At 36.0% G+C, this 19,385-nt stretch carries 14 protein-coding genes and 1 pseudogene; 7 read left to right on the top strand and 8 right to left on the bottom strand.

The annotated features are described in order from the left end of the window. Positions 1–18: 18 nt before the first annotated feature. Together gntK (LKACC16343_RS11685) and gnd are read right to left on the bottom strand one after the other, a co-directional pair. The gene (gntK, locus tag LKACC16343_RS11685) at positions 19–1,554 is read right to left on the bottom strand and encodes a gluconokinase (protein ID WP_056951878.1); all 1,536 of its coding nucleotides are present in this window, start codon (positions 1,552–1,554) and stop codon (positions 19–21) included. A 28-nt stretch (positions 1,555–1,582) separates the two neighbouring features. Then, positions 1,583–2,485, bottom strand: coding sequence for a phosphogluconate dehydrogenase (NAD(+)-dependent, decarboxylating) (gene gnd / locus LKACC16343_RS11680; protein ID WP_056951876.1), 903 nt, complete (start codon positions 2,483–2,485; stop codon positions 1,583–1,585). 139 nt (positions 2,486–2,624) lie between these two features. Here gnd and LKACC16343_RS11675 point away from each other — a divergent pair, with 139 nt between their 5' ends. From LKACC16343_RS11675 to LKACC16343_RS11665, 3 genes are all read left to right on the top strand, one after another. Next, positions 2,625–3,482, top strand: coding sequence for a MurR/RpiR family transcriptional regulator (locus tag LKACC16343_RS11675; protein WP_056951874.1), 858 nt, complete (start codon positions 2,625–2,627; stop codon positions 3,480–3,482). A gap of 154 nt (positions 3,483–3,636) precedes the next feature. Next, the gene (locus LKACC16343_RS11670; protein WP_056951872.1) at positions 3,637–3,906 is read left to right on the top strand and encodes a hypothetical protein; all 270 of its coding nucleotides are present in this window, start codon (positions 3,637–3,639) and stop codon (positions 3,904–3,906) included. Positions 3,907–3,982: 76 nt separating this feature from the next. Beyond that, positions 3,983–4,630, top strand: coding sequence for a TetR/AcrR family transcriptional regulator (locus LKACC16343_RS11665; protein ID WP_056951870.1), 648 nt, complete (start codon positions 3,983–3,985; stop codon positions 4,628–4,630). A gap of 74 nt (positions 4,631–4,704) precedes the next feature. Here LKACC16343_RS11665 and LKACC16343_RS11660 read toward each other — a convergent pair whose 3' ends face one another. The 5 genes and pseudogenes from LKACC16343_RS11660 to LKACC16343_RS11640 all read right to left on the bottom strand — a co-directional run bounded on the left by LKACC16343_RS11660 (position 4,705) and on the right by LKACC16343_RS11640 (position 11,621). Further along, complete coding sequence (locus LKACC16343_RS11660) at positions 4,705–5,400, bottom strand: LysM peptidoglycan-binding domain-containing protein (protein ID WP_056951867.1); 696 nt, start codon at positions 5,398–5,400, stop codon at positions 4,705–4,707. A gap of 245 nt (positions 5,401–5,645) precedes the next feature. After that, complete coding sequence (locus tag LKACC16343_RS11655; protein WP_056951865.1) at positions 5,646–6,998, bottom strand: gluconate:H+ symporter; 1,353 nt, start codon at positions 6,996–6,998, stop codon at positions 5,646–5,648. A gap of 57 nt (positions 6,999–7,055) precedes the next feature. Continuing rightward, a complete protein-coding gene (gene gntK / locus LKACC16343_RS11650) occupies positions 7,056–8,591 on the bottom strand; it encodes a gluconokinase (protein ID WP_056951863.1) in 1,536 nt (511 codons plus the stop codon). Positions 8,592–9,049: 458 nt separating this feature from the next. After that, positions 9,050–9,585: pseudogene (locus LKACC16343_RS11645) on the bottom strand (GNAT family N-acetyltransferase). A gap of 68 nt (positions 9,586–9,653) precedes the next feature. Beyond that, the gene (locus LKACC16343_RS11640) at positions 9,654–11,621 is read right to left on the bottom strand and encodes a PTS sugar transporter subunit IIABC (RefSeq protein ID WP_056951862.1); all 1,968 of its coding nucleotides are present in this window, start codon (positions 11,619–11,621) and stop codon (positions 9,654–9,656) included. 201 nt (positions 11,622–11,822) lie between these two features. Between LKACC16343_RS11640 and LKACC16343_RS11635 the strand changes: the two genes are divergently transcribed. The 3 genes from LKACC16343_RS11635 to LKACC16343_RS11625 all read left to right on the top strand — a co-directional run bounded on the left by LKACC16343_RS11635 (position 11,823) and on the right by LKACC16343_RS11625 (position 17,086). Beyond that, complete coding sequence (locus tag LKACC16343_RS11635) at positions 11,823–14,525, top strand: glycoside hydrolase family 65 protein (RefSeq protein ID WP_056951861.1); 2,703 nt, start codon at positions 11,823–11,825, stop codon at positions 14,523–14,525. 172 nt (positions 14,526–14,697) lie between these two features. Continuing rightward, positions 14,698–16,080: an MATE family efflux transporter gene (locus tag LKACC16343_RS11630; RefSeq protein WP_143444265.1), complete on the top strand. Its 1,383-nt coding sequence runs from the start codon at positions 14,698–14,700 to the stop codon at positions 16,078–16,080. A gap of 802 nt (positions 16,081–16,882) precedes the next feature. Then, on the top strand, positions 16,883–17,086 hold the full coding sequence (locus LKACC16343_RS11625; protein WP_056951857.1) for a hypothetical protein: 204 nt from the start codon (positions 16,883–16,885) through the stop codon (positions 17,084–17,086). Between the two features lie 61 nt (positions 17,087–17,147). On the opposite strand, the gene LKACC16343_RS11620 is transcribed toward LKACC16343_RS11625, so the two are convergent. Further along, on the bottom strand, positions 17,148–18,191 hold the full coding sequence (locus tag LKACC16343_RS11620) for an alpha/beta hydrolase fold domain-containing protein (protein ID WP_056951855.1): 1,044 nt from the start codon (positions 18,189–18,191) through the stop codon (positions 17,148–17,150). Positions 18,192–18,345: 154 nt separating this feature from the next. Here LKACC16343_RS11620 and LKACC16343_RS11615 point away from each other — a divergent pair, with 154 nt between their 5' ends. Next, positions 18,346–19,320, top strand: coding sequence for an ROK family protein (locus LKACC16343_RS11615; RefSeq protein ID WP_056951853.1), 975 nt, complete (start codon positions 18,346–18,348; stop codon positions 19,318–19,320). The last annotated feature ends 65 nt before the right edge of the window (positions 19,321–19,385 follow it).

Genomic DNA, 19,385 nt, shown 5'->3' with positions numbered 1-19,385 from the left:
GCGTTCACACGCACTTTTTTATTTCACATGTTTCTTTTGAAATTCGGCAATACTCTTGTACTCCGGTTCCAAGACTCTTGATAGTCTGATCCAAATTGGTAACAATTCACGATAAACTTGGAAATTCTCTTCATTTGGTTTGTGAACATCAGTTACACCAACCATATCTTTCACAGCTGATAAATCATCAATATATCCTAAGGCATACATTCCTAATACTGCGGCACCTAGACAGGAACTCTCAAAGCTTTCAGGAATTGTAACGTCTTGTTCAAAAATATCAGCCAACATTTGTCTCCATAGAGCTGAACGGGCAAATCCACCTGTAGCTTGAATACTCTTAGGTTTTCCGGCAACTCCTTCAATCGTCAACATAACGATATACAGATTATAAACGATACCTTCCAAAGCAGCTCTAACCATATGTGCTCTAGTGTGCTTTCTAGTTAAACCGAAGAATGATCCTCTAGCGTAAGCATCCCAGATTGGAGCTCTCTCGCCACCAAGATAAGGATGGAACAACAATCCATCAGAACCAGCAGGAATCTTTTCAGCAATTTGTGTCAAAATATCATAAGTTGAAACTTGCATTTGTTCAGCGGTAATTTTTTCTGGCGCAAAGAGTTGATCCTTGACCCAGCGGAAAACAATTCCACCATTATTAACCGGACCACCAACGACCCATTTGTCTTTAGTTAAGGCATAACAGAACAATCTCCCATTAGGATCAACCACTGGTTTGTCGACCACTACTCTGACTGCTCCACTAGTTCCAATTGTCACAGCTACTACTCCAGGATCAATCGCATTAACACCCAGATTTGATAATACGCCATCACTGGCACCAAATACGAATGGTACATCCTTCGTAATTCCCAAAACCTTACCATAGTTGGAGTTAATACCAGTAATTGTGTCAGTTGGTTCAACTAATTCTGGCAATTGATCTGTAGTAATGCCTAATAGATCCAAGGCTTGTGGTTCCCATTTCAATTTGAAAATATTGAACATCCCAGTCGCGGAAGCAATTGAATATTCCATTTTATAAGTTCCAAATAATCTGAAGAAAATATATGTTTTAAGGTCAATGAATTTCTTAGTTTTCTTAAATAAATCTGGTTTTTCATTCTTGATCCATAAAATTTTTGATAATGGTGCCATGGGATGAATTGGCGTTCCAGTTTTAGCGTAAATCTCTGCTCCGATACCGTTTGCTTTCAATTCTTCACTATATTTGGCTGCTCGGTTGTCGGCCCAAGTAATCGCACGAGTCAATGGTTGATCATCTTGATCCATAAGAATTAAGCTGTGCATTGCTGATGAAAAGGAAACCCCTTTTAGCTCACCTTTTTGGACTTTTCCTTTACGAATAACTTGTCCCAATACTTCAATTACTGCATCAAAGATATCTTCTGGATCTTCTTCAGCCATATCGGGCACATCTTGATACAATTGATAACCACTGTTAGCGTGGGCAATGACTTTTCCTTTCATATCATAGAGAACACTCTTTGTACTAGTAGTTCCAATATCAACGCCAATCATGTATTCCATAATTAAAACTCCTTACATAAACTCAAAATTATTTATTCTTATCGATTGCATGTCCACCAAATTCATTTCGTAACGCTGAAACAACTTTGCCAGTGAAAGTATCATCTTCCATAGAACGATATCTCATCATCAATGACATTCCGATAACAGGTGTTGGTACTTGTAATTTCAAGGCTTCATCTAAAGTCCACTTACCTTCACCAGATGAATGCATTGTGCCTTTGATATGTTGTAAATTATTATCTTTAGAAAAGGCATCTTGAGCTAATTCCATCAACCAGCCACGAATTACTGATCCGTTGGACCAAACTTTAGCGACGGCTTCATTGTCATATTCGAATTTACTGTGTTCCAACACATCGAATCCTTCAGCGATAGCCTCCATCATTCCGTATTCAATACCGTTGTGAACCATCTTGAGATAATGTCCACTACCCGCTTTACCTGTGTAGAGATAACCATCTTTCATCGCAATACCTTTGAAAATTGGTTCAATATATTGGAAAGTTTTATAGTCATCGCCACCAATCATGAAGTTACCATCTTGATTAGCACCACTTTTACCACCAGATGTTCCACAATCGAAGAATTTAATTCCTTTAGCCTTTAAAATTTGATTGTGTCTGAGTGAATCTTCATAAAATGAATTACCACCATCAATCACAATATCGTCGTTATCTAAAAGTTGACTTAATTTATCGATCGTATCATTAGTTGGCTTACCAGCTGGTAACATGACCCACATAATACGAGGTTTCTTCAAAGCTAAAACGGCCTCTTCCAAACTAGCAACACTTTGAGCGCCCATATCACTAGCTTTTTGTCTAGCCACTTCGTTTAAATCAAAAGCAACTACTTGATTGTCATTTCTGATTAAATTCTCACACAAATTGATTCCCATTTTTCCTAAACCGATCATTGCTAAATTCATATTTATTGTCTCCCTTTGTAAAGCGCTTTCATTTATTGACTATAGTATATGAAAATTATTTTTAAAAATCAATAGTTTTATAGAAAAAACTTTTCAGACAAATAAAATTGTGCTATCTTATTATTGTGAGGTAAAGCCTATGCAAAATAATTTTAATATGTTGATCAAATCCTACTATGACAACTTAACCGGGACTTCAAAGGATATCGCTGACTATCTTTTAGAAAATCCCCAAACTAGTTCGGCTCTAACCATTACCGATTTGGCTAAAAAGACTAATTCTTCTATTTCTTCTATTTCTCGTTTTGCAAAGAAATTAGGATTTAATAGTTTCCAAGAATTAAAAATCAATCTGCTCACATCAACAACAGACAAGAAAGAATCTAATAACCTCTTTCAAGAGATCAATTCTGACGATACCCTTAAAGAAATGGCGAAAAAAGTTTTCACATCTAATGTGTCAGCCTTAAATGCTACGATTGATACTCTGACCCAAGAACAATTACAATTGGCTATCGAAATAATTGCCAGTAAGAACTCTATTGCTTTCTTCGGATTAGGTGCTTCAGCTATCGTTGCTTTAGATGGCTACCACAAATTCTTGAAATCAGATAAAACTCCATTATTTGCTAATGACTTTCACATGCAATTAATGATGGCAACTACTTTGAGATCTGATACCTGTGCCGTAATAATTTCACACAGTGGTGAGAATAAGGATGCCCTGAAATTAGCTCAAAAGTTACACGAAAAGAAAATTAAAACTATCGGAATCACCAGTTATGGCAATTCATCTTTGACTAAAATTGTTGATTTGACCTTACTATCGATTTCCGAAGAAACAAACTATCAAGACGAGGCCTTGCACGCTATTATTGCCCAAATCTCCTTGATTGATACTCTCTTTGTTTTGACTGCTATGAAAGATGACAAACAAACGACTGATGTCTTTAAAGAGATTCGTGAGACAATCAATGGTACTCGTTTGAACAAATAATCAATTCCAAATACCAAATAACCCTGATAAATCAGGGTTATTTTTATATTCTTTTTTTTAAAACATTTTTTTGTTGCATTTTTAAAAGAAAGAACTATAATCGAATTTGTAAATTGATAGTGAGTACTCACTATCATACAAAGGAGAGGATATTATGTTTACAACAATGTTTTGGATTCTAGCAATTTGGTTCATTATCAATGTAATTCGGATGTGGTTCGTAACTGATAATCAAAAACTTCAAAAGACTTTTGCTTGGATTAATGTAGTTGCCGTTATCGTTGGATTCTGGGTTTACTTCGGAGCCACCAAAGTTAGTGGTATCGATACTTGGTTCAATATTATGAATTACGCAAATATTGTCGTTGCCCTTGTTCAGTTCTACTTTGGTTACAGAAACAGCACTACTATCAAACATGCCTAAAAATATTTCGAAGTTTTACCTCTTGTGTTCCATTTAGGATAGAATGGAACTATCAATAAAAAATGAGGTATGACATATGGACAATCAATTTGATATTTATCGTGAAGCAGAAAAAACTGAAAAGCTAACGCCAAAACAAAAATTGATTTTCCAATCAGCTATCGACTTATTTTCTAAGCAAGGCTATGCCAATACTTCAACTAAAGAAATTTCTGAGCATGCTGGAGTTTCTGAAGGAAGCATTTTTCGTAAGTTTAAAAATAAAGAAGAATTATTGATGGCAATTCTGACACCCCTGACCCATAAAATTCTACCCCAGGATTTAGATCAATTTTCTCAAACCACTTATCAGAATGGCAGCCTTAATTTAAAATATTTTTTAACAACTATGATAAATGATCGTATCTCACTCTTTAAATACAACCATAAAATAATGAAGATATTCTTGAACGAATTTATCTACGATCAAGATATACATGACCGTTTGATTGAAAGTATTCCTAAAAAATCATTTAAACAGTTCAATCAGGTTCTGGATGAGTTAAAGCAAAAAAATTTATTGATTGATTGGGACAATCTTGAGATTTTTCGATTCCTAGCCTCAAATATTTTAGGATACTTGATCCAACATTATATTATCGTGGACGAAAAGAAGTGGGACGAACCTTTGGAAATAGAACACGTCACAGAGTTTATCGTTAAAGGATTAACTCCAACAAAATAGTTATAAACAAAAAAAGCCGGTGAATGGAATATTACTTTCATTCATCGACTTATTTGTTTATTTAAGAATTATTCTTAAAGTACTTCAACTGATGCTGTTGTAACACCGTATGAAGGAATTTGGTTATTTGGCATAGCAACGTCTAATTGGTTAGGGTTACTGTATGCAAATGTACCTGTATCATTAACTGTTCTGATCAATACTGTACCGTCAGAAAGTGTGATCTTAAGTGTTGTACCCTTAGGGAATACTGAAAGGTTAGCAGCAACACCGCTATAACCCATGTTTGAACCTAATACGGCTGGATCATAGAAACTGATCTTGAATGTACCTTGTGATGTACCAGTTGTATTTGTGCTTGTTGTTTGTGTTTCAGAAGCACTTTGTGTAACTGCTTGTGTTTGTGTATTTTCTTGTGTAGTACTTTGTGTTTGTGTAGTTGTCTCTTGGTTACTTGTTTGTTGAACATCAGTTTGTGGTGTTACTGTCTGTTGAGCATCTGTAGTTGATGTTGTTGTAGTAGCACCTGGCAATGTAACTGTTTCACCAGGGAAGATTAAGTCAAATCCGCCAACTTCACGGCCGTTTGCTTGTTCTAGTTCGGCGATTGTTACACCTGAGTTAGCAGCGATACTCTTGTATGTGTCTCCTGCTTCAACTTGAACATGGTTACTGTCGAGTTGTACTGCAGCTTGAGCAGTTTGTGATGTTGCTGCAAGTGCTGTTAAAGCTGTTGTACTTACTAAAGCGATAGATAAAACTTTTTTCATGAATTAATTACATCCTTATATTTAAAATTATTGTCTAGCCCTCATTTGCTATGTTGCATATACTAACAGGTGTTTATTACACAATTACGTCTGTCAAATTACAAAAGCAGGCTTTTCTGTAATTTTAGTAACAATTCTGAAACAATAGGTCTAACTATCGTTGGTATAATAAGATTTTACTTTTTATGAATTTGAAAATAATTAAAACTTATTCTGAAAATATGAGAGTATTCTTATAATAATCATTAAACAAAAGCACTCAATATCATTACACAAATGATGCCAACGACTGATATCAAGGTCTCTAGCACCGTCCAAGTCATTAATGTTTCCTTAACTGTTAAATCGAAATATTCCTTAAACATCCAGAATCCAGCATCATTTACATGAGAAACTGCTAATGATCCAGCACCGATTGCTAAAACCATTAAAGCTGGATTTACACCTGCTGAGGTCATCAGAGGATAAACCAAGCCAGCAGCTGTTAATGAAGCCACTGTTGCAGAACCTAAAGCAATACGTAATACAACAGCAATTAGCCATCCCAAAAGTAAAGGTGAAATATTAACGCCAGTAAATAATTTCATAACCGCATTACCGACACCACCATCAATCAAGACTTGTTTGAAGGCCCCTCCACCACCAATTACAAGTAGTAACATGGCAATCGATTTGATAGCATCTTCCAAACTCTTCATAATATCTGGTGTTTTGAATCTTCTTGCCCAACCCATTGTGTAAATTGCTAGTAGTAAAGAAATCGTCATTGTAATAGCTGGCGTTCCAATAAAAGCAATGATTGAATCTAATTTAGTTGGATTGTCAGGAACTGAACCTCCATCAATGACTAATTGATAGATAGTTGTAATAGCCATCAAGACTACAGGGAACAATGATGTTAAAACACTAATACCAAAACTAGGTGTATCTTCCAGTTTAAAATTCTTTTGAGGTCCTAAGGCCGTTAAATTTCCCTTACGATTAAAAGCATCTGGAACAATTCTTTGCGCCAATTTCGTATACAATGGACCCGCTACTATTACTGCTGGAATAGCTACAATAATTCCGTAAAGTAACACTTGACCCGCATTAGCACTCAAAACTGTACTGATAGCTGTTGGGGCTGGATGTGGTGGTAAGAATCCATGAGTAACTGACAAAGCCGCAGCCATTGGAATTCCTAAATAAAGAATTGAAACCCCTGCTTCCACAGCAATAGCGAAGACAATAGGAATTAACAAGACCATCCCCACTTCAAAGAACAAAGCGATTCCGATAATGAATGAAGCTAAAACAATTGCTAGTTGTAATTTCTTTTTACCGAACTTTTGAATCAAAGTGTGCGAAATTCGGTAGGCACCCCCAGCGTCAGCAACCAAACGGCCAAGCATCGCACCGAATCCAAAGACAATTGAAAGTTCACCTAATTGTCCACCAATCCCATCTTGAATACTGGTTGCTATTTTGGTTAAGGGAATTCCTAAACCAATTCCCACTACTATAGAAGTAATTATTAATGAAAGAAATGTATTAAATTTTAATTTGATGATCAAGAACAGCAGTAATGCCACACCTAAAATCAATACCAAGAAAGCCATTTGTAATCCCCTTTAAATTTTTTGACATAAAAAAATGCGTTATTAGCGCACTTTAATTTATTTCATATGTTTCTTTTGAAATTCCGCAATACTCTTATATTCAGGTTCCAAAACTTGTGACAAGCGAATCCAAATTGGTAAGAGTTCACGATAAACTTCAAAATTCTTTTCATTAGGTTTGTGAACGTCTGTAACACCGACCATACCCTTAACAGCAGATAAATCGTCAACATATCCTAGGGCATACATGCCTAGTACGGCAGCTCCCAAACAGGAACTTTCGAAACTTTCAGGAATAGTAACATCTTGCTCAAAAATATCAGCTAGCATTTGTCTCCAAAGGGCTGAACGAGCAAAGCCGCCAGTAGCTTGAATACTCTTAGGCTTACCAGTTACTCTTTCAATCGTCAGCATCACAATGTAGAGATTATAAACGATTCCTTCCAAAGCAGCTCTAACCATGTGGGCACGTGTATGTTTTCTAGTTAAACCGAAGAATGATCCACGCGCATAAGCATTCCAAATTGGGGCACGTTCTCCACCTAAATAAGGATGGAACAACAAACCATCAGACCCAGCAGGAATCTTTTCAGCAATCTGTGTCAAAATATCATAGGTAGAAACTTGCATTTGTTCAGCAGTAATCTTTTCTGGAGCGAACAACTGATCTTTAACCCAACGGAAAACAATTCCTCCATTATTAACTGGTCCACCGACAACCCATTTATCTTTTGTCAAAGCGTAACAGAATAAATGTCCATCTGGATCAACAACTGGTTTATCGACGACAACACGGACGGCACCACTTGTTCCGATTGTGACAGCCACGACCCCAGGATCAATTGCATCGACACCCAAGTTTGAAAGAACACCATCACTGGCACCAAAAACGAATGGAATATTTTTAGAGATACCCAACAACTTACCATATTTGGGATTAAGCCCAGTAATTGTATCAGTAGGTTCAACCAATTCAGGTAATTGATCAGTAGTAATACCCAGGAGTTCCAAGGCTTGTGGTTCCCAGGCTAATTTAAAGATATTAAACATCCCAGTTGCGGAAGCAATTGAGTATTCCATCTTATAAACACCGAATAATCTGAAGAAAATGTAAGTTTTTAAATCAATAAACTTCTTAGTTTGAGCAAACAACTCTGGTTTCTCATTCTTTATCCAAAGAATTTTTGATAACGGAGCCATTGGATGAATTGGTGTTCCTGTTTTAGCGTAAATCTCAGCACCCAATCCATTTTCTTTCAACTCTTCACTATATTTAGCAGCTCGATTATCTGCCCAAGTAATAGCACGAGTCAAAGGTTGATCATCTTTATCCATTAAAATCAAACTGTGCATTGCTGATGAGAACGAAATTCCCTTCAATTCACCCCGTTTGATTTTACCTTTACGAATAACTTGTCCCAGAACCTCTACCACAGCATCGAAAATATCATCTGGATCTTCCTCTGCCATATCAGGGACATCTTGGTATAATTGGTAACCACTATTAGCGTATGCAATGACCTTTCCTTCCATGTCGTATAAGACACTCTTCGTACTGGTCGTTCCAATATCAACGCCAATCATATATTCCATATCTAAACTCCTCACGTGATTTTCTAGACTATTAATATTATTGCATATTTTTCAAATAATTTTTAGAAATCTTAACTGTAGTAGTATGATATTTTGAAATCACGTGAAAAAAATGTACTTCTATTGCCGTCGTCCGCAAAAAATCTGTGAGCCGCTGGAACGTGGTAGACCGACTTCGAGATCCATGATTTCACACTTTGTGCGAAATCATGGATCTCGAAGCTCGGTCTTTTACTAACCTTGCTACGCAAGCTAAGTAAAATATCACCACTGAGGGCTCACAGATTTTTTACTACCGACTAGTTTTTCGTTTCCAATATTATCAAGTAAAACCGCAGCATTTTGAATTTTTTAACTCTATATAGTCAAAAAAGAACCAAATTTACAAAAACAAAAAACATCTATTAATTTCACTACACAAACTTATGGTGTCCTTAATAGATGTTTTTTGTTATTTTTTACTTCCATTCATCACGTAAAATTCCGTATTGAACTGAATCGTAATACTTACCTTCATAAAAACGAACTTGACGAATTCTTGCTTCTTGTTTCATTCCAATTTTTTCGGCTACGTGCATCATTCGTGGGTTTCCAGACCATGTTGTTAAGCCTAAATGTGGGAAGTCAAAAAGATTGAATAAGTAAGTAATATAAAGTTTTAGAGCTTGACTTCCGATATGTTTATCCCAAGTATTTGTCTCATAAATGGTAATTCCCATGTCGTACCACTTTGCTAATTTTCCATCTTTAAAATGTCCACCAACGGAACCAACGATTTTACCATCGTTTGTAATCAATAATGTTCCTTATCGCCTAACCAAACTTTTGGTGCTAGTTCATTAATGAACTCTTCTTTAGTAGGTAAATCATCGTGAAAGTATGGACCGTTTAGTTTTGTCCACCCCGCATTGGGATCACTAAAAGCTAATTGCCAAAATTCTTCTAGATCTTCTGGCTGTGCTTGGCGTAATTCTACTTTTGACAAATCAATCATCTCCAAAATAAAAAGAACTTGTCATTATTATATGGCAAATTCTTTCTAGTTCAATATTAATTTTTTTATTAGTTAGCTTGTGCAGGTTCACGGCTACCTAATCTTACCTTTTCAACAGCATGACTGCTTTCAAGGTCTTCTTCTTTGAATCCGAAGAGGTATGTACATACAAATGAAACAACAATTGTAACAGCTGATGCGATTAAGTATCCTGTGAAGCTACTGTCAATACCCTTTGGATTGATGAATGAAGCAAATCCGATTAATGAACCGGCGAAGCCCCACATATCAACATGCATTAATCCGGTAATCAAGCCACCAACGGCACTACCGATATTTGCTGTCCAGAAGATACGACCATATTTCAAATTAATACCATACATTGCAGGTTCTGTAACTCCAGCAAAAGCTGAAAGTGTAGCGGCACCGGCAATTTGTTTCATATCAATGTTCTTCTTTGTTTTAACAAAGACAGCCATTGCAGCAGCACCTTGAGCAACCATTGTTGCAGAAACAATAGCGTTCAATGCACTGTGTCCTGTTGTAGCAATTTGACTAGCAACAACGGGAATAACAGCCCAGTGTAAACCGAAGATAACCAAACATTGATAGAATCCACCGATCAACAATCCAGAAATAGCAGGACTGAACTTCAATAGAGCAACGATACCATTTGCTAAGTAAGAACTTAGAAGTGTAATAACTGGTCCGACGATAACGATAATAATTGCACTGACAATAAATACTTCTAGTAGAGGACTAAGGATCATACGTAGTGACATAACAATGTGTTTCTTGAGCCATGGTTCTATCTTTGAAGCAATCCATGCCGCAGCGATCATTGGGAAAATTGAATAAGTATAGTTTGCGATATGAATAGGAATACCAAAGAAGTTACTGTTGAAATTCATTGCGGTACTACTTGTTTTAGTTGCTACTTGTACCAAGGTTGGATATGCCAAAACACCACCGATAACACCCATGATGATCTGGTTAGCACCTAATCTCTTAGCAGCTGTGAAACCAACTAGAATAGGTAGGAAATAAAATACTGAATCACCCATTGCACTAATAATCATATATGTAGAACTTGTTGCAGATAACCATTTAGCTGAAACGATTAAAGCTAATAATCCCTTTAAAATACCTGATGCAGCTAACAATCCAATGATAGGCATCATGCTGGCTGTGATTACACCAATTAAAGCACTGAAATAAAACTTTGTCTTAGGCCAAACACCTCTTGGAGCTTCAACCTTTTCTTTCTTAACTTCAGAATCTCCACCAAATCCAGGTCCTAAAGCTTTAACAACAGCATCATAAACATCTTCAACTGCAGGTCCAATAACAACTTGATATTGTCCACCAGCTTTAGCGACATCTAGAACACCCTTCATGGATTTGATAGTGTCATCGTTAGCTTTGTTGTCATCTTTCAAATAGAAACGAACACGTGTGATACAGTGAATAACATTTTCAACGTTACTTACTCCACCAACATTCTTAACGATATCTTTACCTAGCTGGTCATAATCGACCTTGCCTGATGGTTTAGCAGTAGATTCTCCAGGAGCCATCAAACTAACTTCAGCAACACTGTTACCAGCTTTAACATCACCTTTAGTGACGTTAACATCTTTAACCATCTTATTAGTATTGGTAAGAGCAACGATCACATCTGTTACTTTACCAGCCTTTTTGACAGCATCAATGTCCATTGTAGCTATCTTTTGACCAGCTGTAACTGTATCTCCTTCTTTAACAAATAGTTCAAAAGGAGCACCGTTTAATTCAACTGTATCAACACCCATGTGAACCAAAACTTCTAATCCATCATCAGTACTGAATCCAATTGCGTGTTTCGTTGAAGCTACTAACATAACTTTCCCAGAGACTGGGGACAAAATCTCATTTCCAGTAGGAATAACTCCAAATCCGTCACCCATATCTTTTTCAGAAAACATTGGGTCATGAACTTCAGTTATTGGTACAGCCTGACCATTTACGGGAGCAAGCATTTTAACTGTACTCTTCATAAGAATAGCACCTCCTTAAATTTAGTAACCGGTTACATCTTTCATTCATAATAATAATACGTCTTGTCATGTATAAACATCAAGTTAGAACATTTTTTATTATAAAATTCGCACTAAAACCGTATTGACGGGGTGTATAATACGTATTGTAATAATGTGTTTAAACAAATATATAGCTTTTTATTTATGGAGGAAATAGTCATGAAACCCTTATATTTAAAGTTTACAGATGATGAAATTATTTATTCCGACAATAAAGATCTAACTGATCAACAAAGTTATAAGCTTAATCCTGGACAAGAGTTAAAAGAAAATTTTCAGGATTTTGCAAAAAATCTTTCGACTCCAATCGATTCTTTGATACTTACAAATACACATGAAAGTTTACTAAATAAAAATTTAATTACCTATAATGGCCAAACGATCGATTGTCGCAATGATTTGGAAAATATCTTCCACGTTCCAGTAGTCAATATGGAAGACATCCGCAAAGATGGTCTGGCTTTGGCCATTCACAATGCGATTAGTTACTCCGGCTGGCACTTGGACTACAACCATTTGGATCACGACAAACGTCAATACGGTCAAGAATCCATGCAAACAATCGGTAATGGCTTTTTAGGTTTAAGGGGTACTTACTTAGAAGCCAAAGCTAATGACGACAATTATCCTGCCACGTATGTTGCTGGCGTCTTCAATCAATTATCTACTCCAATCAATGGCCGTGAAGTTATCAATGAAGACCTCGTTAACCTGCCAAATTCCCAATATATCAGCTTTAAAGTAGATGAAGGTGACTATCTTAGAATCAAAGATGATTTGGTTCAGGAATCCGTACGTTCTCTAGACATGAAACATGGAATTTTAACAATTTCTACTATTATAAAGTTGGATGATGGCAAAGAATTGAAAGTAGTTGCTAAAAAATTGGCCGACCTGAAAAATTATCACGATTACTACCTTCAATATTCTGTCACACCCCTGAATTTCTATGGCAAAATAACTTTATTGACTCAAACAGACGCTTCAGTTGTGAACAGCAATGTCGCTAGATATCGTAATTTGGCCAATAAACACTTAGTCGTCGACAATATTGAAAACAACGACAAAGAAATACTAATGCTAGCTCACACTAACCAATCTCAAATTGATTTAGCTATTAAGACTAATATTTCCTATCCTGATATCGACAATGCTCAATATTATATGGAGAATAAATCTGAGGTAGCTAGCCAATTTATTGCTTTTAATGTCAAACCAAACCACACTTACACTCTAGAAAAGGCCGTCAGCATTTTCACTTCACTTGAAACCAACCCTGACATGATTGACACCGCCAGAAATCACAAATTCATCCCTACCTTTGCAGGTGCTCAAGAAGCATCAAAAGAGGCTTGGCACGATGTTTGGAAGAAAGAAAATATCATTGTTTCTGGGGACGTTACTGCACAAAAGTTATTACATTTGAATTGTTTCAGTATGACGATTGCTGCACAAGAACTTGCTAACAAACATTTAGATGTTTCAGTCGGTTCCAGAGGCCTAACTGGTGAAGGTTATCGTGGACATATTTTCTGGGATGAACTCTTTGATATGAACTTCTATCTCCTACACTATCCAGAATTGGTTAAAAACTTAATGATGTATCGCTATAACCGTTTAGATGCCGCCGAAGAATATGCCGCAGCTAGCGATTACAAAGGAGCTATGTTCCCATGGCAAAGTGGCATGTATGGTGACGAACAATCACAAGAAGTTCACCTAAATCCCATGACTAACACTTGGGACCCTGACAATTCTAGAAAACAACGTCACGTTTCCTTAGCCGTAGCCTATAATGTTCTAAATTATTACAACGCTACCCAAGATGAAGCTTTCATGAGTCAATATGGATTGGAAATGCTTTTTGATATTGCTGAATTCTGGATTAGTATGTCCAAATTTGATCCTGACACTGGAAAGTACACAATCTCCGATGTCATGGGACCAGATGAATTCCACGAAAATTATCCTGGTGATACTGATAACCAAGGCTTAAAGAACAATGCTTATACAAATATCATGGTCAGTTGGTTCTTCAAGAAACTTGCAAAATTAATTGAAGATGAACCTGCTAAAGTAATCGATGATAATCTCAAGAGAACTAATTTCACCCAAGAGAACATCAAAGATCTGAATAATATCAGACACAACCTCAAATTAGACTTCAGTGGTGACATTCTTGGTCAATTTGAAGGTTACTTTGATCTCAAGGAAATCGACTTTAACAAGTATCGTCAACAATATGGCAATATTTCTAGAATGGACCGAATTCTCAAAGCCCATCATGATTCTCCTGATAATTACCAAATTGCTAAACAAGCTGACACTTTAATGGCCCTATTTAATATTCGTGAGAGTGCCTTTCTAAAAATTATGCTTGATTTAGATTATCCAATTGTTAACCCTAATAAATTTATTCATGACAATATTAAATACTATATTGCCAGAACAACCCATGGCTCCACTCTTTCTCGAATCGTTTACTCAATGTTGATGCTTAAAATCGGTGAAGACAAACAAGCTTGGAAACTATTCTACGAAGCACTTACTAGCGACTACTATGACATTCAAGGTGGTACGACTGCCGAAGGTATCCATTTAGGTGTTATGGGTGCAACATTAAATGTCGTTACCTCCTACTTTGCTGGTGTAGACTATCGCGGCAAGATGCTTGAAGTTAATCCACACATGCCAAAGCAATGGGAAGAAGTAGATTTTCAAATGACTTTTAGGGATGTCAATTTCAAATTCAGAGTTACTGACAATACTTTTATCGTAACGACTGATAAGGATACGGAAATCAAATTTCTTAACCAAAAATTACCATTAACCGCTAACCAAGAGATTCAATTGACTTACTAAATAACAATAAACAAGCTATACCAACTGTAATTGGAGTTCTTTTACGGTCAGTATGGCTTGTTTTACTTATACGCTTACACCCAGATGTGACAAGTTACTCAAAAATAACTTAATCTTTCGGTTCTACCCCCTTACCAATCAAAAATAAAATGATAGAATATTCATAATCTTTATGGAGGGGTTTAGACATATGATAGATCTGACTAACGGCAGACCTATAAAAGTTATTTTTCTGTATACCATACCTTTGCTATTAGGTAACTTTTTCCAACAATTCTATAGCTTTATTGATACCTTAATTGTTGGTAAAACTATCAGTGTCAATGCTTTAGCCAGCGTTGGTGCGACAGGGGGATTAACAGCACTAGTCATTGGATTTGCTCAAGGGATGACCAGTGGTTTAACTATTTTAACCGCAAGAAAATATGGAGCCAACGATGAGGCTGGTGTAAGACAAAGTTTTGCTTCAGGAATCATCATTTCTCTATTTATCATCGTTGTTTTTACAACGATTGCTCTTTTAGTAGCTTATCCACTGCTTGTCGCCATGCAAACACCTAAAGTGTTGCTACATGACTCATTTATCTTTTTGGAGATTATCTTTGCAGGAATCTTTTCTTTTGTAGGCTTTGATTTTTTGGGAAACACAATGCGAGCACTTGGAGATTCAAGAGTGCCTCTATTCTTTTTAATCGTAAGTACAGTTTTAAACATTCTTTTAGAGTTAGTGTTCATTCTCTATTTGAAGATGGGCGTAGCTGGTGCTGGTTTAGCCACTGTTGTTGCGCAAACAATCACTTTTGTAATTCTTTATTTCTACATTAGAAAACACATCCCATATTTAATTTTAACCCGTGATGATTTCAAAATTGATATGGACGAAATCAAGGAATTGTTAAAAATTAGTTTGCCAATGGGCTTTCAATCTTCCATCATCGCTATTGGTTCAATCATTCTACAATTCATGCTCAACACCTTAGGTGCCAATGCGGTTGCTGCATACACGGTTGCAGGAAGAGTTGAACAAATTGCCACCTTACCAGCCTTTAGTTTTGGTTTGGCTCTAGTTAACTTCACTGCTCAAAATATGGGTGCTAAGAAATTTGATCGTATCTTGAAGGGTGTCAAAGATGGAATTTTAGTCTCAGTAATTTCTAGTCTTGTCATCGGAATCTTTTTGATTTTCTTTGGTCAATCAATTTCTCATCTATTCATGAATGGTAGTGAAACAAAAGTTTTGAATTTGATTCAAATTTACTACTACTTCAATGGTTCGACCTACTTTATCTTGTCAATTCTCTTCATTGTCAGATATACATTACAAGGATTGGGCAATCAAAAAGCACCAACAATTGCAGGTATTGCCGAACTATTAATGAGAGTCTTTGCTGGTGTCGTTCTTATCCGTATCTTCGGATTCTACGGTGCTGCCATGGCTAATCCACTGGCTTGGACCGGTTCAGTATTGGTATTAGTAAGTACTTGGAATATCGAGATTAAGAAACTGAAAAATATGAAGAACCTTCTGAATCACGAGGAAACAGCTTCAGAATAGCTAATTTCTTACCTAGTTGTGGTTAAAAATTCCGTCCTCCACAACAAGAAAATTTGGCTGGAACGCCATGGGCCGACTTGGAGCTAATTATTTTACACTTCGTGCAAAATAATGGATCTTCAAATTTGGCCTTTATCTAAGCAATAAATTGCTAAGATAAATCTCATGGCTGAGCCAATTTTCTTGTTGCTCCGGACTAAATCCTGCTTTAATAAATAATAAACGAGAATGACTTCTATATAAGAATTTTAAATAAAGGATATATTTCGAATACTCAATAGGAGTCGTTTTCTACCGTTAATCAAGGGAAACCTAATATTATAAGGTTTCCTTTTTTTCATATTCAGATATATGTAAATATCAGATGATTTAAAAATTAAAGTAAACTAAATAACACCCCATACATCCCATTATTTAAAATTAGATGTTGCATAATTAGATCCAAAGAATCGGTCGATAGTAAAAAATTTGTGAGCCCTCAGTGGTGATATTTTACTTAGCTTACGTAGCAAGGTTAGTAAAAGACCGATCTTCGAGATCCATGATTTCGCACAAAGTACGAAATTATTAGCTTGAAGTCGTGTCCACCACGTTCCAGCGGCTCACAGATTTTTTGCGGACGACGGCATATTTCAACCACATAGGATACATATATCTGTCTATCTTTATGATTACTAAGATATTCTTTTATTGTCTTTAATCATCACTCATGATATAAATTGACTACATTCAGGATGTTTTTTTATCCGATTATATAGAAATGATACGATACTCGTAAATAGATATTTAGGGAGATGTTATTATGGGAATCTGGGCTATTGTCATAGGTGTAATTCTAATTTTACTTTCTCTTCAAACTTTTCGTTCTGTAGCAAAGACATTTAAAAAATTAAAAAAGGGCGAGATAACCAATCCTTCACCCTTTATCGCATATGCCCTCTGGACTACCGATGTTATTGCTTTATTCATTGGTATCGCCGGCGTTATGACGTTCACATTTTACTAGACTTTCACAAAATAAATAGCTCCTATTTAGATAATATGTACATTCTAAATAGGAGCTATTTTTAACTGTTTAAAGCTTCAGCACATTCGATTAAAGCATCTTCTACTGCTGGTATTTTACCTACATAATTCAAAAAGGCATGTGCTAAACCACCGTAACGGATATATTCAGCTTCGCATCCTGCCATACCAATTTTTTGAACGAAGGCTTCATCTTGTAATCTAAACGGATCAAACTCACCTGTCATTACCAAAACTTTTTTAAAAATCAATGGATCAGCGTACATTGGTGAAATAAGTGGTGCTGAAAGGTTATAATTAGCACCATTCAAATAATATTTCGTCATAATCTTATCTAGACGTTTAAATTGTGTATAGTTATTATGAAGTGTTTGTCTTTGTTCTGGATTAATCGGAATCAAATGATCATTCCAAAGTGGACCATTATAATCTGAACCTTGAACAATTGTTGGGTAGAATAAAATGTGCTTATAGATTTCACAAACACCCATATTACTACTCAATTGACTTACACCTAAAGCAATTGAAGCCCCAGCTGAATCACCTGCTAGAGAAATTTGTTGGTGTTTATCACATACATTCATCAGAACCGAAAGACAGTCTTGAATAGCGGTTGGATAAGGTTTTTCTGGAGCGATACTGTAATCTACACTATAGATTACTCCATTAAATTTAGCAGCTAATAAACGTAGAAATGGTAAAGTATCTTCAGCGGACCCACCATAATAGGCCCCACCATGAACATAAATTAAGGCTTTTTCAGTTGATAAATTTCTGTCGTTGCGATAAATTTTCAGATATCTAACTTCTCGATCTAACTTATTACTCATTTCTACATCGATTCTAACTGTCGAATCAGAAGTAATTACATCGGCTTTTTGATTCCCAGCACGTAATTGTGTCAGATCATCAGGTAGTTGTGGATCATCACTCAAGGTTTTCAAGTGATCCCAAATCATTGGCTCATAAGAATGGGCATCCACCCTATCTTTAACAATCATTTTGACATTTTCTAGATGAGGAATATCGACTGACTCAATCTGATTCAATCGGCTCAACTCAACGTTATAATCGCTATTCATCATAATAAAAGCCATCCTTTATTTTTTATTTAGGTCAATTCGTATTATCTATACTACAAATAGTATACGTCCTGTTTAAACATATTTTCCACTAAATTATAACAAAACTTTTTATTAATATTGATTAATCCCAAACACCTTATTAGGAGGAAATACAGTGACATCTAACAGCAAAATTTCAGCCCGGGAACATAATCTACAATCAATCCTACACTTACTGGATATCCACAAGTCCCTCTCTGCTAAACAACTCTCAACCTTCACCGGTTTAAGTGTTGTCAGCATCAATAAATTAATCGAACTATTGGAATTAAAAAATATTCTCACAGTCGATTTTACCGATACCAGAGGTCGTCGAGCTAAAACTTATCAAATAAATTATCAAGCCTTCACCCTTGGGGCGTTGCAACTCAATGAAATTCATGATCATATCAAAGCAAATTATTCCCTCATTGATCTGTCAGGGAAAATTATTTTTCAAACTCAGTATGATGAAAAAATAACTTCAGTCGAACAACTTCTAGAATTTATCAAACAGCAGACAGCCCAAAACAAACCGCAAAAGATAATTGTTGGTATTCCTGGTGATGAATTGAACGGATACTTGCAACTGATTGATGTCAAAGAACTGCGCGGTATTAAATTATCTAAAGCCATTGAGGTCTCAACTAATATTGACACTATCATCGTCAACGATATTAATGCCTGTATTTTTGGAGCAGCTTCTTCACTACACGAAAGTCAGAACATTGCCGCTGGAATTTACTTTCCTAAATTTTATGGTCCTGGAGTTGGAATCGTTATTAATGATCAGCTTATTACAGGTGCAGACGGATTAGCAGGTGAAGTTCAATACGGTACCGTCAACCAACACGAATCCCCTAAAAGTCAGATTATTGATCACCTACAAAATATTATCAGTCTGATCAATCCTAATTTACTCATTGCCTATATTGATGAGCTGAATCTAACCGATTTAGAGATCAACCAGATTGTTCAGACTCTCCACCGACATTTACCGCTGCATCAAAACTATAAATTAGATTTTAATCGCAATTTCCAAGAAGATTATTTGCTTGGTTTGGCTACTATTGGTCGAAATATTATTTTTAAAAAGTTAAGTGGCAATTGAAACCGCTTAACTTTTTTGGTACAATATCCCTATCTTAATTAACTAAGTTTAAAAAGGGGCAAGCA

Origin of the sequence: Companilactobacillus bobalius (assembly GCF_002179915.1) — a bacterium.
GTDB lineage: Bacteria > Bacillota > Bacilli > Lactobacillales > Lactobacillaceae > Companilactobacillus > Companilactobacillus bobalius.
This window is presented reverse-complemented; position numbering and strand designations above follow the sequence as displayed.